The organism is Streptomyces sp. NPDC017890 (assembly GCF_044328675.1).
In the GTDB taxonomy this organism is placed as follows: Bacteria; Actinomycetota; Actinomycetes; order Streptomycetales; family Streptomycetaceae; genus Streptomyces.
Map to the genome: position 1 here is coordinate 15,773 of NZ_JBIRHU010000005.1, position 13,915 is coordinate 29,687.

Genomic DNA, 13,915 nt, shown 5'->3' on the forward strand with positions numbered 1-13,915 from the left:
AGGGAGCGGGCGCGCTAGCCCTCCACGGCCGGCGCCGAGCCCGGCAGCGGCCGGCCCGCGGACTCGCTCATGAACCACACCGCAACGCCACCGACCACGGCCGCGGCCATCATGTAGTAGGCGGGCATCATCATGTCGCCCGTCGCCCCGATCAGCGCCGTCACCACCAGCGGCGTCGTGCCGCCGAACAGCGACACCGAGACGTTGAAGCCGATCGACAGCGAGCCGTACCGCACCCGCGTCGGGAACAGCGCCGGCAGCGCGGACGGCATCGACGCCGTGAAGCAGACCAGCAGCAGCCCCAGCGCGGCCATGCCCAGCCCCACCGCGAGCAGGCTGCCCTCGCGGATCAGCAGCAGTGCCGGGACGGACAGGAGCAGGAACCCGGCGCAGCCCGCCGCGATCACCGGCCGCCGCCCGACCCGGTCGGTCAGCGCGCCCGCGAACGGCTGGACGACCATCATCAGTGCCATCACGACCAGCACGACCAGCAGCCCGTGCGTCTCGTCGTACTTCAGCTCGCTCGTCAGGTAGCTCGGCATGTACGACAGCAGCATGTAGTCGGTGACGTTGAAGACCAGCACCAGGCCGACGCAGAGCAGCAGCGCCCGCCACTGCCCGGTGATCATGTCCCGCAGCGGCACCTTCGGACGCGTCGCCTCCGCCTTCTCCAGCTCGGCGGCGAACGCCGGCGTCTCCTCCAGCCGCATCCGCAGGTACAGCCCGATGATGCCCATCGGCCCCGCGATCAGGAACGGGATGCGCCAGCCCCAGGACGTCAGGTCACCGTCCGACAGCAGCGCCGTCATCAGGGTCACGAGCCCCGCACCGCCGATGTACCCGGCGAGCGTGCCGAACTCCAGCCAGCTCCCCAGGAACCCGCGCCGCTTGTCCGGCGCGTACTCGGCGATGAAGGTGGACGCGCCCGCGTACTCACCCCCGGTGGAGAACCCCTGCACCAGCCGTGCGACCAGCAGCAGCACCGGTGCCCAGACGCCGATCGTCGCGTACGAGGGGATCAGCCCGATGGCGAACGTGCCCGCCGCCATCATGATCATCGTGAGGGCGAGGACCTTCTGCCGCCCGACCCGGTCGCCCAGCGGACCGAAGACCATGCCGCCGAGCGGCCGGACCAGGAACGCGGCGGCGAAGGCGCCGAACGTGGAGAGCAGCTGGGCGGTCGGGTTGCCCGACGGGAAGAAGACCTTGCCCAGCGTCACGGCGATGTAGCTGTAGACGCCGAAGTCGAACCACTCCATCGCGTTGCCGAGCGCCGCCGCCTTCACGGCACGCCTGACGAGGGCGGGGTCGGTCACGGTGGGAGCGGACCCCGACGGAGGGGAGGAGCGCGGGTTCGTGCGGGACGGGTGGGTGGCGACAGGGGCGGCCGACAAGACTTCGCTCGCCTACCTTTCGACGGGGACAGGGACGCCACGACCCGCACGGCGGCACTGTCGCCGGGCCGGAAAGAAGCCCGCGACACTCGGCCACGGGCTGAAAAGCGACCATAGGCGCTGATGCGCCGCTTACGCCCGGTATGCTTTTCGTTGCACAGGGCACTCAAATGGCGTACACGCAGGGACGTCCGCGCGCCACGGAGCGCTCCGTCGCCCCGGGACCTGTGATCCTTCTCGCTTTCACGAGAGGCGTCCGTACCGCTCCCGCACCGTCCTCGTCCGGACGTACGGCCGGACGGCCGGAAAAAGTCGGGACGAAACGCGGGCGGCGGTCAGGTTGAACGGGGGTTGCCTGCGTCTCCCCCCGGGGGTGGTGCGAGCCTCATAGGGTTCGCAAGGACAACACACCGCGTACACGAGCGCGGGACGAACGGGGCGGGAGGCCGACGAGGCGTGGCGAATGCGGAGCACAGTGGGCGACCGGCGGAGTCTTTCGGGACACCGGCCGTCGATGCGACCAGGGCACGGCTGCGCGTCGCGCGCCTCGGCCTGTGGCTGGTCGCCGCCATCCTCGCCGTACGACAGCTGGCCACGGTCCTCAGCACCCCGAGCGGTGAACGGCTGACGGACCTCGATACCTGGGTCGGGGAGCACGGAGTCCTGCACGTGGAGGGGTCCCTGTACGACTCCACGCAGTTCACCGGCACCCCCTTCGTCGGCCTGGTCCTCAAACCGTTCACCCGCGCCGCCGAACAGGCCCTCGGCTGGGGCTGGACCTTCGGCTCGCTGCTGCTCGTCGTGGCCCTCGGCCTGGTCGCCGCCCGCGCCCTGCCCAAGCCGGTGGGCCGCCGCACGGCACTGCTGGCGGCGCCCGTGGCCGTCAGCCTGCTGATGCTGTCGCTGCCGGTGCGCAACGCGCTGTGGCTCGGCCAGACCAGCATCATCCCGGTCCTTCTCGTCCTGCTGGGCTGCTTCGCCGTACGCGGTGAACACGGCGACCGGATCGGCGGCGCGCTGATCGGCGTCGCCGCCGCGTTCCAGCCGACCGTCCTCCTCTTCGTCCCCCTGCTGTGGTTCACCGACCGCAGACGGGCCGCCGTGACCACCGGCGTCACCTTCCTCGCCTGCACCGCCGTCGCCTGGGCGGCCATGGCGCAGGACTCCTACACCTACTGGGTCCACCACCTGGCCGGCGTGGGCCTGGGCGGCGAGGCCGACGACCTCGCCAACCAGTCGCTGCACGGCGCCCTGCTGCGCCTCGGCCTCTCCGGTCCCCTGGAGATCGCCCTCTTCCTCCTGCTCGGCGCGGCCGTCGCCGTCCTCGCCCTGCGCCGCGCCGTGCGCTACGCCCGCGACGGCCAGCTCCTGCTCGCGGTCGCCATCACCGGCTGCGCGGCCGTCGTGGTGTCGCCGGCCACCTGGCAGCACCAGCTGCTGTGGGTGCTGCCCGCGCTCGTCGGCCGGGTCGGCAAGAAGGCCTCCGACCGGTACGTGTGGCCGGTCGCCGTCGTCCTGGTCATGACGCTGCCCGCGAAGATGATGCTGCCGAACATGGCGGCCCTCTACCCCCTGCGCGACAACGTCGTGCTCCTCGCCGCGCTGGCCGCCGCCGTCGCCGTGCCCTTCCTGTCCCGCACGTCGCCGTACTTCGACGCGCCGGTCCCGACGAGCTACGCGCCGCCGGTGCCGACCCGTTTCAAGCACGTCCCCCTGCTGCCGTTCCTGCGCCGGGTCCTCACCCGCCCCAACCTCCTCCTGGAGCTCCTCCTCATCCGGGTCACCTACGCCGCCTACTCCCAGGTCCGCCTCGCGGCGACCGGCGGCAGCAACTCGGCGGGCCGGGCGAGGGCCGAGGAGCACGGCTGGCAGATCCTCGACATCGAGCGCTTCCTGCACATCGACATCGAGCACGCGGTCAACCACGCCGTCGTGAAGATCGGCTGGCTGCGGGACTTCTTCGACTTCTACTACACGTCGTTCCACTTCGTCGTCCCGCTGGCCGTCCTCGGCGTCCTGTACTGGCGCCGCCCGGTCGACTACCGGTGGGCCCGCGCGTCCCTCGGCTTCGCCACACTGCTGGCCCTGGTCGGCTTCTGGCTGTACCCGCTGGCACCGCCGCGCCTGATGCCGAACCTGGGGATCATCGACACGGTGCACGGCGTGCAGGACTTCTCGAAGCCGGACTACGGCACGCTGACGCACCTCACCAACCAGTACGCGGCGATGCCGTCGCTGCACTTCGGCTGGTCGCTGTGGTGCGGTGTGGCGATCGCGCTCATCGCCCCGAAGATGTGGATGAAGGCCCTCGGCCTCCTCCACCCCCTGTTCACCGTCGCGGCGATCGTGGCGACCGGCAACCACTGGATCCTGGACGCGGTGGGCGGCGCGGCCGTGGTCGCCGCGGGCTTCGGGCTGACCTACCTGTTCCAGGGGCCGAGGGCCCGGGTGGTCACGGCGACCGCGACTGCGCCCGTGACCGCGACCAAGGACGCCTCGGCCCCGGCCACCTTGGCCAAGGACGCCCCCAAGTCCTTGGCCAAGGACACCCCGGCCGAGGACGCCACTTCGACCGCCAACGCCATCCCCGCGCCCGCCCCGGCCAAGGACGCCGACGTGCCCGCCGAGAAGCTCAGCAGCGATCCTCCGACCCCGGCGAAGGACCGTACCGGGAGCTGATCCGGTACTCGCCCGCCGCCTCGACGGTCAGGCGGGTGAACTCGCCGTCCTGGGCGAGGCACCCGCCGTCGGCCCGCAGCCACGGCGACCAGGCGACCCGTACGGTCACCGGGCCGGGCCGGTCCACGCGGAGCACCAGGTCGGCGCTGCCGGTCGTCACGACGGTGCCGGGTTCGGAGACGAGCGGTACGGCGTCCCGCACCCGGTACACCCTCCAGTGCTCGTCCTGCCAGACGGGCTCCAGCCACTCGGGGCGCAGGTCCGGGTCCCGGACGAGCGCCGCCTCGGCCTCGGCGGGCCCGTCCGGCTTGCCCAGCGGAAGCACGACGAAGCCGACCGCCCAGTGGTCCAGCCAGTCCCGGTAGGTGGCCGCGGAGAAGGTGCCGTCGTAGAAGAGACGGGCGCGTTCCACGTCGAGCTGCCGGTTCCAGCCACGCGCCAGGTTGACGTGCGGGGCGAGCCCGGACGCCTCGCGGTGGTCGCGGGCCGGCACCACCTCCACCCGCGTGCGGTCGGCCCCGAGGCCGTCCAGCGCCCGCAGGACACCGTCCGTCTCGACGGCCCAGGCGGGCACCACGGTGTACTCCCTCAGATCGTCGTCGGTCTTCTTCCCCATCCACCCCACGGAGAAGACGAGGGCGACGATCAGCAGGCCGCGTGCGATCCGCCGGGCCCGGTCCGTGCTGAGCAGGGCGGCGAGCAGCGCGGGGGGCGCGAAGTACTCCGCGAACCGCTCGACGTTCGTGCCGACGGGCGAGGCGACGAGGTACGTGAGCACGGTGCCGGTCGCGTAGACGGCCCCGCTCCACCGGGCGACCCGCCAGGCACGCGGGGCGAGAGCGGTGACGGCGAGGCCGAGCACGACCGGCGGCCATATTCGGGCCGCCGGCATGGGCTGCTCCCCGGTGAAGGGGAACAGCAGCGTGGTCAGCCCGACGACGGCGGCCGGCGGTACGAGGAGGACCAGGGCGCGCCCCCAGTCCCGTACGAGCAGGTAACCGGCGCCCACGACGGCCAGGTACAGCCCGGCCACCGGGGAGGCCATGGTGGCCAGTGCCGCGTACCCCGCGGCCAGGACCAGCCGCCGTTCCCCGACCAGCACCACGCAGGCCGCCAGTCCGAAGGCGAGACCGAGCGCGAAGGTCGTACGCCCCGAGGCGACGTTGCACCACAGGGCGAGGGAGGCGAGCAGGGCGGGCCACAGGGGCCTGCGCACACCGGTCCGCTCGATCAGCACGGCCGCCAGCCAGGCGCCGGCCAGCCCGGACACCGCGGTGACCGTGCGCACGCCGAGCAGGGCCATCAGGTGCGGCGATATGACGCTGTAGTTGGCGGTGTGCGTCCCGCCGTACCAGAACAGCCCGTACGGCGAACCGACGTGCCGCGAGGTGAAGTCGGCCCACGCCTCCTGTGCGGCGAGGTCGCCCCCGCCGGTGGCGAGAAACGCCCACCACACCGCGTACAGCGGGATGGTGGGCAGGGTGGCGAGCAGGGCCACGCGATGCCGGCGCCCGAAGCTGCGCAGGACATCGCCCGGGCGTCTCTCCCGCTGCCGTTCGGGGCGGGGGACGGTCGTCAGTGCGGCAGGGACCACGGTCGGGGTTTCCGTTCGGCGTCATCGGGGGTGCACGGCGGGGGCACGTGCGAAGACGATAATTCGAACAGAAACGTTTACCTGACCCGGGCCGGGTCGCCGGGCCACAGGGGCACCGGGCCACCGGGCCACCGGGTCATTCGGGCACGGCCGTGTGGTTCGAGGTGGGGTGAGAGGGAGCGCTCCGTTCTCCCGGTGGACAGGGCGGTCCGAAGTCGGGCGGGCGGGTCGTCTCAGGTCAGGGACTCCTGCGATGGAACGACGACGCCGTACATGTCGGTGATGGTGGCGAGGGCGCTGTGGTGCACCTGGTGGGCGTCCAGTTCGGTGCCGGCGACCGGCAGGGCGCGGGTGGCGCAGGCGTCGGCGACGACCGTGGGGCGGTTGCCGCGCAGGAAGGCGCCCTGGGCGGTGAAGGTCACGCACATGTGCGTCATGAAGCCGACGACGACGAGGTCGCCGTTGCCGGCCGCGTCGACGTGCTCGCCCAGGTCCGTGCCGAAGAACGAGTCGGGCGCCTTCTTGACGACGACGGGCTCGCCGTCGACCGGGGCGACGCTCGGGTGGATCCGGCCGATCTCGGCCCGGATGTCGTACGGGGTGCCCTCGCCGCCGTCGTGCATGACGTGGATGACCTTGGTGCCTTCCCGGCGGGCGCGGGCCAGCAGCCGGGCGCCGGCGTCGAGGGCGTCCTGCCAGCCGTCGAGCTCCATCACGCCGGTCGTGTAGGTGTTCTGGTAGTCGACGAGGACCAGGGTGGAGCCGGCGAGCTTGGCGGGCGTGTCGTCGAGTCCGTTGAGGCGGCGCAGCGTGGTCCTGGGCATGGGGGAACTCCCTGGTCTTCGTCGGTTGAGGGTGCGGCTGGTGGCCTGCTCCTTCGACGCTACGGGGCCCCCGTGGTGTCGGCAATGTCGTCTAACCTGCAGATACCGACATGACCGCTGGGGAGGACCGTGAACTCCGTGAGACGACTGATCGTCGTCGTCCTCTTCGAGGGCGTCGACCTGCTCGACGTCACCGGGCCGCCGGAGGTGTTCGCCCTCGCCCGGCGCGAGACGGACGAGGCGGCGGGCTACGAGGTGGTCCTCGCCGCCGAGACCATGGACCCGGTCACCACCGGCGCCGGGGTCCGGGTCCTCCCGGACGTCACCTTCGACGGCCTGTCCGCCCGGAGCGTCGACACCCTGATCGTGCCCGGCGCGGTCGAGGTCGACGGGCGGCGCCGCGTCCGCGCGGTCACCGACCCGGCCGTGGTGGAGCGGGTGAGGCAGCTCGCCGGCCGGACCCGGCGGGTCACGTCCGTCTGCGTCGGCGCGCACGTGCTGGCAGCCGCCGGGCTGCTGGACGGCAAGCGCGTCACCACCCACTGGTCGACCGCCCGACAGCTCGCCGAAGACCATCCGGCGGTCGAGGTGGACGCCGACCCGATCTTCATCCGGGAAGGCGACGTGTGGACCGGCGCGGGCATCAGCTCCTGTCTCGACCTCTCCCTCGCGCTCGTCGCCGACGACCTCGGCGAGGCGGTGGCGTTGCGGGTGGCCCGGCAGCTCGTGATGTACCTGAAGCGGCCGAGCGGGCAGAGTCAGTTCAGTGTTCCGCTGGAGCAGGTCTCCACGACACGGCGCGTCGAGGAGCTCCGCCACCACGTCATGCGCAACATCGCCGAACCGCTCACCGTCGCCGACCTCGCCGCACACGCGCACGTCAGCGACCGGCAGCTCACCCGGATCTTCAAGACCGAACTCGGCACGACCCCGTACGCCTACGTCGAGTCGGTCCGCATCGAGGTGGCGCGCCAGCAGCTCGAATCCACCGACGCGACCTTGGAGAGGGTCGCCTCCGCCTGCGGTTTCGGCACCGTCGACACCCTGGTCCGGGCATTCCGCCGCCGGCTCGACACGACACCGACCGAGTACCGGCGCCGGTTCCGGACCGGCTCGGAGCGGACCGGCCCGAAGCAGACCGGCTCGGAGCGGAGCGGACCGGCCTGAAGCGGACCGGTCCGAAGTGGGCCTTGCCGACGCGGGGGTGCCGGGGGCCGGGGACCGGGGACCGGGTCAGCAGAGCACTGTCTTGCGGTAGCTTCCCAGTCCCTCGTACCACCAGACCTTGTGGGCACCGGACTTCAGACTCCAGCACGGGCTGTCACCGCCCAGCTTGATGTCGATCTTCACCTTCTTGGTCGTGGCGCAGTTGTTCGTCACCTTGACGTAGATGCTGGACGGGTAGCCGTCCACGTACGTGTCGACGCAGGACGGCGCCGTGTCACCGGCCGCGGCATGCGCGGCCGGAGCGGTGGCGGCGACGGTGAGTGCCGCGGTGAGCAGTGCGGTGCTCACCAGCACGGTCCTCTTCATCGAAGACATGGTGTGGATCATCCCCTCACGAGTGACGCGGTCAGCCGCCGGGCAGGTGGCCCGGCGAACGGCTGTGAACCAGTGCATCCGAGAACCTCGCCGTCGGCCACCTCGAAAGTTGCAGGGTTCAGCTCGTCGGCTTCTCGAAGGTGACCGGTGCCTCGAAGGCCGCCCGGCGGGTGGCGCGGCGCAGTGCCTTCAGGACCGGGGTGCCGAGCGCGAGGGTCAGGACGACCGTCACGGCGGCGCGGCCTCCGTCCCAGCCGAGGGACGTGGCCAGGCAGTAGGCGAGGAAGCGGGCCAGGTTGTCGGGGATCGACGCGTCCGGGTCGAAGGCGATGTTCGAGGCGAGCGTGTTCATGAAGGTCCAGCCCGCCAGGTTCATCACCGTGCCGTAGGCGAACGCGGCCAGGAAGCCGTACGCGGCCAGCAGGAGCAGCTCCGCCCGGCCGCGCAGGCGGTCGGGGAAGGGCAGCAGGCCCGCGCCCATCGTGAACCAGCCCATCGACAGCATCTGGAACGGCATCCACGGACCCACCCCGCCCGTGAGCAGCGCGGACGCGAACATCGTGACCGAGCCGAGGACGAAGCCGAAGCCGGGGCCCAGGACCCGGCCGCTGAGGACCATGAGGAAGAACATGGGCTCCAGGCCGGCCGTCCCCGCCCCGATCGGGCGCAGCGCCGCGCCCGTCGCCGCCAGGACGCCGAGCATCGCCACCGCCTTGGGGCCGAGGCCCGACTCCGAGATCGTCGCCGCCACCACGGCCACCAGCAGCACCAGCAGGCCGGCGAACAGCCACGGCGCGTCCTGCGCGTGCGCGTTCAGCGAGGCGTCCGGCGGGGCCAGGAAGGGCCAGCCGAAGCCCGCCACACCGACCGCGCTCACCAGCACGAGGGCGACGACCGAGCGGGGGCCCAGGCGGACGGCGCGGGTCTGGCGGTCGCGCGGCGAGGACGGCCCCGTCATGCCAGCGCCTCCCGTACCTGCGCGACCGTGAGCCACTTACGCGGCGCCAGCACCTTCGCGACCTGCGGTGCGAAGGAGGGGGAGGCCACCACCACGTCCGCCGCCGGACCGTCGGCGATCACCTCGCCCTCGGCGAGCAACACGACCCGGTGGGCCAGCTCGGCGGCGAGTTCCACGTCGTGCGTGGCCAGCACGATCGCGTGGCCCTCGGCGGCCAGCCCGCGCAGGATGCCCGCGAGACGGGCCTTCGCCGCGTAGTCCAGGCCGCGCGTCGGCTCGTCCAGGAGGAGGAGGGGCGGGCGGGCGGTGAGTACGACCGACAGCGCGAGGGTGAGGCGCTGGCCCTCGGAGAGGTCGCGGGGGTGGGTGTCGTCGGTGACGCCGGGGAGCAGTTCGGTGAGGAGGGCACGGCAGGTGCCCGGGTCCGCCTCCGCGTCCCGGTCGGCGGCCGCGCACTCGGCGGCGACCGTGTCGGCGTACAGCAGGTCGCGCGGCTCCTGCGGGACCAGGCCGACGCGGCGCACGAGGTCGCGGGGGGCTGTGCGGTGCGGCACCGCGTCACCGGCGCGGACGGAACCGGCGGACGGCTCGACCAGGCCGACGAGCGCGGAGAGCAGCGTGGACTTGCCGGCGCCGTTGCGGCCCATCAGGGCGACGGTCTCGCCGGGGGAGACCGCCAGGTCGACGCCGCGCAGCGCGTGGATCCGGTCCCGGCGGACGGCGAGGGAGCGGACCTCGGCGGCGTACGGGGAGGAGGCGGCGGCCGTCTCCGTGGACTTCCCGCGCCGCCAACGGGAGGTGACGGGCCGCAGGGCGGGGAGCGGCGGGAGCGTGGCGGCCGGCGGCGTGTGATCCGGGATCTCCCGGCCGGCCAGCCGCTCCCGCAGCGGGGCCGCGCGGCGGCGGGCGTCGCGGACCGTCAGCGGCAGCGGGGACCAGTCCGCCAGCCTGCCCAGGCCCACCACCGGCGGGTACACGGGGGACACGGCCATCACGTCCGCCGGAGGGCCGAGGAGCGGGGCCGCGCCCGGGGACGGGAGCAGGACGACCTGGTCGGCGTACTGGATGACGCGTTCCAGGCGGTGCTCGGCCATCAGGACCGTCGTGCCGAGGTCGTGGACCAGGCGCTGGAGGACGGCCAGGACCTCCTCCGCGGCGGCGGGGTCGAGGGCGGAGGTCGGCTCGTCCAGGACCAGGACGTCCGGGTGCGGGGTGAGGACCGAGCCGATCGCGACCCGCTGCTGCTGCCCGCCGGAGAGCGTGGCGATGGGGCGGGACCGGAGATCGGTCAGGCCCAGCAGGTCGAGGGTCTCCTCGACGCGGCGGCGCATCACGTCCGGGGCCAGACCGAGGGACTCCATGCCGTACGCGAGCTCGTCCTCGACGGTGTCCGTCACGAAGTGGGAGAGCGGGTCCTGGCCGACCGTGCCGACGACGTCGGCGAGTTCGCGCGGCTTGTGGGTGCGGGTGTCGCGGCCGGCCACCGTGACCCGGCCGCTCAGTGTGCCGCCGGTGAAGTGCGGCACGAGGCCGCTGACCGCGCCGAGCACGGTCGACTTGCCGACGCCGGACGGGCCGGCGAGCAGGACGAGTTCACCTTCGGGGACCTCGAAGTCGACGCCCCGGACGGTGGGGCCGGCCGCCCCGTCGTACGTCACGGAGACATCCTCGAAGCGGATCACGACGGCTCCTTGACGGGGGCGGGTACGGAGAGGGAGGCGGGTACGGAGAGGGGGGCGGGGGCGGGGGTGACGAACGCCGGGAGCAGGCCGACGAGCACGGCCGCCGCCGGCCACAGGGGGAGGACGGGGGCGACCAGCGGGACCACGCCCGGGTGCAGCGCCGCCGGGTCACGGGCGGCGGCGAGGAACATCAGCGCCGCGACCGCCACGCCGGAGGCGGTGACCAGCCAGGCGCGGGCGTCCCAGCGGTCCGGGCGGTACCGGGTGCGGACCGACCGGCGACCGCCGAGCCACAGGCCCGCGAGCGCGGCGGCGACGCCGGCCAGCAGGACGGGGATGCCGTACGTGCCGCCCGCCGCGGTCAGCAGCCCGTACGTCCCCGCGCAGACGCCGAGGAGGCCGCCCAGGGTGAGGGCGGCGGTGGTACGGCGTACGGGGGCGGGGACCTGGGCGGTACGGCCGTAACCGCGGGCGTCCATCGCGGCGGCGAGGGCGACGGAACGCTCCAGGGCGCCCTCCAGTACCGGCAGTCCGACCTGGAGCAGTCCCCGTACGCCGTTGTCGGGCCGGCCCCTCAGACGGCGGGCGGCCCGCAGACGCTGGACGTCGGCGATGAGGTTCGGCGCGAAGGTGAGGGCGACGACGACGGCCACGCCCATCTCGTACAGGGCGCCGGGGAGGGACTTGAGGAGGCGGGACGGGTTGGCGAGGGCGTTCGCGGCGCCGACGCAGATGAGGAGGGTGGCCAGCGTCATCGCGTCGTACAGGGCGAACGTGAGGCCCTCCGCGGTGACCCGGCCGCCCAGGCGGATGCCCTGCGCCCAGTCGGGGAGGGGGACTTCGGGGAGGGTGACGAGGGTGTGCGTGCCGGGGACGGGGGAGCCGAGGACCGTGGTGAACAGGAGGCGGATGACGAGGACGGCGAGGGCGAGCTTGACGAAGGCGCCGTAGGAGCGGGCCCAGGGGGCGTGGGGGCGGCGGGCGATGACGACGTAGGCGGAGACGGCGACGAGGAGGGCGAGGAGGAGGGGGTTGGTGGTGCGGGTGGCGGCGGTGCCCAGGGCCAGTGCCCAGAGCCACCAGGCGCCGGGGTGCAGGGGTGGGCGGTACTGGTCGCGGGAGGCGGGGGCAGGTGCGCTTGCCGGCGCTGACAGGGTGCCTCCCCCAGCGGGGGCATCCCCAGCGCCCACCCTCCCCCGCTCTCGGCTTCGCCCGAGCGGGGGGACCCTCATCGCCCCGGCGGCGCGGCTGCCCGCAGGCAGCGCGGCGCGGCTGCCCGCGGTCCGCCGGCCCGCGGGGTCAGCCGGTGGCATTCCTGCGCCGCCTCGCCTGCCAGGTCGCCGCTCCGGCCAGGGCCGCCACCAGGGCGATGCCCGCGTAGAGGCCGACCGACGGACCGTTGTCGTCCTGCGTGCTCTTCCGGTCCGGGGCCGCGGTGGCCGTCGAGCCGTCCTCCGAGTTCTCCTTCGAGTCCTCCTTCTGCGCCACCTGCTCCCCGCACCCCGACTCCGGGTAGCCCGCGATGCCGCACAGCAGGGCGTTGGTGTTGTAGCGGAGCGGGTCCGCCACGGCGGCCAGGGCGTCGGCCGTCGTCGCTTCCGGAGCGACCTGGGCGCAGGCCGTGCGCGGGGCCGGCGGGGTCTCGCCCGACGGGGCGTCGGACGCCGTACCGAAGTCGACGACGAGGGCGACGCGCTTGCTGCCGTCCTCGGCCGGTGTCTTCGCGCAGATCGACGCGAAGTCCGCGGCGCCGCGTGGCTGCGCCGCGTCGTCCGAGTTCTCGCTCACCGCGAAGCGGAAGCCCTGGACGTCGCCGTCGGAGGGGCGGACGAGCGACGGGCCCTGGGTGGCGTAGACCCAGCGGCCGCCGTCGCGGTCCCAGAAGGACCAGTACCGGTAACCGGCTGCCTGCGCCTGGCCCGCGGTCCCGATGAGCAGGAACGTGGCCAGGAAGAGGAGGACGACGCGGCGGCTCACGGCTGCTGCTTCTTGTTGCGGCCGCTCAGCAGGAAGCCGATGCCGATACCGAAGACCAGGCAGACACCGACGAACCACCAGACGCCGAAGCCGGAGTCGTCCTTCTCGTCCTTCTCCTCGACGGCCTGGTCGGTCGTGGTGGCGGTGTCCCTCGCCTCGGAGCCCCGCGGGCTCGGCCCCGTCGCGTTCAGCTCCGCCACCAGGTCCGTGCCGCCGAAGGCACGCGGGTCGGTGCCCGTGGCCCGGGCGGCGAAGATCAGCTGGGCGTAGGCGGCCGGGCCGCTCTCCTTCGCCCACTTCGCGGCGTTCTCCTTCAGCCACGCCAGCGGCTCGGCGGCCTTGTCCGCACCGCCCTGCGCGGCGAGCGCGACGACGGCGTCGGCGGTGTTGCCGTAGTCGGGCTGGTCGGCGGAGCCGCCGAGGGCGGACTTCAGGTGACCGTCCTCGGCGACAGCGCCGGTGAGATACGCGGCGCCGTTCGCGGCGGCCTGCTCGCGGGTGGGCTTCGCCGCGTCGGTGCAGGCGGCGTCGCCGGCCTTCTCGCCGGCCTCGGTGACCAGGCCCTTGCCGAGCGCGCCGAGAACGCCGGCGGCCGTCGCGTCCGCGTTGGCGAGCAGCTTGCCGTCCTTGTCGGGCTGGAAGGCGAAGGCGCCCGCGCCGTCCTTCTCGGCACAGGGGAGGGCGAAGGTCAGCAGGGCGTCGTACGGGGACTTGCCGCCCTTCTCGATCTTCTCGGGGTCGGTGCCCGCGGCGGTCAGGGCGCCGATGACGACGGAGGTGGAGTTCGCGTCGCTGGGGCCGCCGGGGGTGTAGCCCCAGCCACCGTCCTTGTTCTGCACGGACTTCAGCCAGGCGAGGGCGTCCTCGACGACGTCGCCGCGCCCGCCGACGGCCCACAGCGCCTGGACGGCGGCGGCCGTGCTGTTGGTGTCGACCATGGTCTTGGCGTCGCACGCCTTGGCGGGGTCGGCGCGGAACGGGGCGAAGGCGCCGCTGTCGCACTGCTGCCCGGTGAGCCAGTCCACGGCCGCCGGTGACGGGCTCACACCCACCGTGTCCTGCGCGAGCAGGGCCAGGGACTGGCGCCACACGCCGTCGTACTGGGGGTCGGTGGTGCCGTACAGCCCGGAGGACCTGGGCGCCGGCGCGGACGGGGAGGATGACGGGTCGGCGGCGACCGCGGGCGCGGCGGCGGCGCCGATCACGGCTATGGCGGCCAGGGCCGCGGCGCTGCTGCGACGGCGGACGTTCATGATCGGCGGGTG

The 13,915-nt window shown here is 73.4% G+C and carries 11 protein-coding genes; 2 read left to right on the forward strand and 9 right to left on the reverse strand.

What is annotated here, in order from left to right; translation table 11 throughout:
- Positions 1 to 14 precede the first annotated feature (14 nt).
- Positions 15 to 1,394 carry a glycine betaine/L-proline transporter ProP gene (proP, locus tag ACH4F2_RS08060; RefSeq protein ID WP_398131855.1) on the reverse strand — a complete coding sequence of 460 codons (1,380 nt, stop codon included), beginning with the start codon at positions 1,392 to 1,394 and terminating at the stop codon, positions 15 to 17.
- 456 nt (positions 1,395 to 1,850) lie between these two features.
- Here proP and ACH4F2_RS08065 point away from each other — a divergent pair, with 456 nt between their 5' ends.
- The gene (locus ACH4F2_RS08065) at positions 1,851 to 4,073 is read left to right on the forward strand and encodes a bifunctional glycosyltransferase 87/phosphatase PAP2 family protein (protein WP_398131856.1); all 2,223 of its coding nucleotides are present in this window, start codon (positions 1,851 to 1,853) and stop codon (positions 4,071 to 4,073) included.
- Here the strand turns inward: ACH4F2_RS08065 and ACH4F2_RS08070 are convergent.
- A complete protein-coding gene (locus ACH4F2_RS08070) occupies positions 4,027 to 5,667 on the reverse strand; it encodes a hypothetical protein (RefSeq protein WP_398131857.1) in 1,641 nt (546 codons plus the stop codon). The two genes, ACH4F2_RS08065 and ACH4F2_RS08070, sit on opposite strands and share 47 nt — an antisense overlap.
- A gap of 233 nt (positions 5,668 to 5,900) precedes the next feature.
- The gene (locus ACH4F2_RS08075) at positions 5,901 to 6,491 is read right to left on the reverse strand and encodes a cysteine hydrolase family protein (RefSeq protein ID WP_398131858.1); all 591 of its coding nucleotides are present in this window, start codon (positions 6,489 to 6,491) and stop codon (positions 5,901 to 5,903) included.
- A 129-nt stretch (positions 6,492 to 6,620) separates the two neighbouring features.
- Here ACH4F2_RS08075 and ACH4F2_RS08080 point away from each other — a divergent pair, with 129 nt between their 5' ends.
- A complete protein-coding gene (locus ACH4F2_RS08080; RefSeq protein WP_398131859.1) occupies positions 6,621 to 7,658 on the forward strand; it encodes a GlxA family transcriptional regulator in 1,038 nt (345 codons plus the stop codon).
- A gap of 66 nt (positions 7,659 to 7,724) precedes the next feature.
- Here ACH4F2_RS08080 and ACH4F2_RS08085 read toward each other — a convergent pair whose 3' ends face one another.
- The 6 genes from ACH4F2_RS08085 to ACH4F2_RS08110 form a co-directional block, all read right to left on the reverse strand.
- Entirely contained in the window at positions 7,725 to 8,033 is a 309-nt protein-coding gene (locus tag ACH4F2_RS08085; protein ID WP_398131860.1) for a hypothetical protein, read from the reverse strand.
- A 118-nt stretch (positions 8,034 to 8,151) separates the two neighbouring features.
- Positions 8,152 to 8,991 (reverse strand): ECF transporter S component, encoded by an 840-nt coding sequence (locus ACH4F2_RS08090; protein WP_398131861.1) that lies wholly within the window; start codon positions 8,989 to 8,991, stop codon positions 8,152 to 8,154.
- A complete protein-coding gene (locus ACH4F2_RS08095; protein ID WP_398131862.1) occupies positions 8,988 to 10,673 on the reverse strand; it encodes an ABC transporter ATP-binding protein in 1,686 nt (561 codons plus the stop codon). Before ACH4F2_RS08095 ends, ACH4F2_RS08090 begins: the two co-directional genes overlap by 4 nt.
- On the reverse strand, positions 10,670 to 11,905 hold the full coding sequence (locus tag ACH4F2_RS08100) for a CbiQ family ECF transporter T component (RefSeq protein ID WP_398132094.1): 1,236 nt from the start codon (positions 11,903 to 11,905) through the stop codon (positions 10,670 to 10,672). The genes ACH4F2_RS08095 and ACH4F2_RS08100 overlap by 4 nt, the downstream gene beginning before the upstream one ends.
- A 67-nt stretch (positions 11,906 to 11,972) precedes the next feature.
- A complete protein-coding gene (locus ACH4F2_RS08105) occupies positions 11,973 to 12,650 on the reverse strand; it encodes an SCO2322 family protein (protein ID WP_398131863.1) in 678 nt (225 codons plus the stop codon).
- Positions 12,647 to 13,903 carry a prenyltransferase/squalene oxidase repeat-containing protein gene (locus tag ACH4F2_RS08110; RefSeq protein ID WP_398131864.1) on the reverse strand — a complete coding sequence of 419 codons (1,257 nt, stop codon included), beginning with the start codon at positions 13,901 to 13,903 and terminating at the stop codon, positions 12,647 to 12,649. The genes ACH4F2_RS08105 and ACH4F2_RS08110 overlap by 4 nt, the downstream gene beginning before the upstream one ends.
- Positions 13,904 to 13,915 lie beyond the last annotated feature (12 nt).

Excerpts from the sequence above, each read along its gene's own strand:
- ACH4F2_RS08085 (WP_398131860.1), bottom strand. The coding sequence starts at position 8,033 with ATGTCTTCGATGAAGAGGACCGTGCTGGTGAGCACCGCACTGCTCACC.
- ACH4F2_RS08075 (WP_398131858.1), bottom strand. The coding sequence starts at position 6,491 with ATGCCCAGGACCACGCTGCGCCGCCTCAACGGACTCGACGACACGCCC.
- ACH4F2_RS08110 (WP_398131864.1), bottom strand. The coding sequence starts at position 13,903 with ATGAACGTCCGCCGTCGCAGCAGCGCCGCGGCCCTGGCCGCCATAGCC.
- ACH4F2_RS08100 (WP_398132094.1), bottom strand. The coding sequence starts at position 11,905 with ATGAGGGTCCCCCCGCTCGGGCGAAGCCGAGAGCGGGGGAGGGTGGGC.
- ACH4F2_RS08090 (WP_398131861.1), bottom strand. The coding sequence starts at position 8,991 with ATGACGGGGCCGTCCTCGCCGCGCGACCGCCAGACCCGCGCCGTCCGC.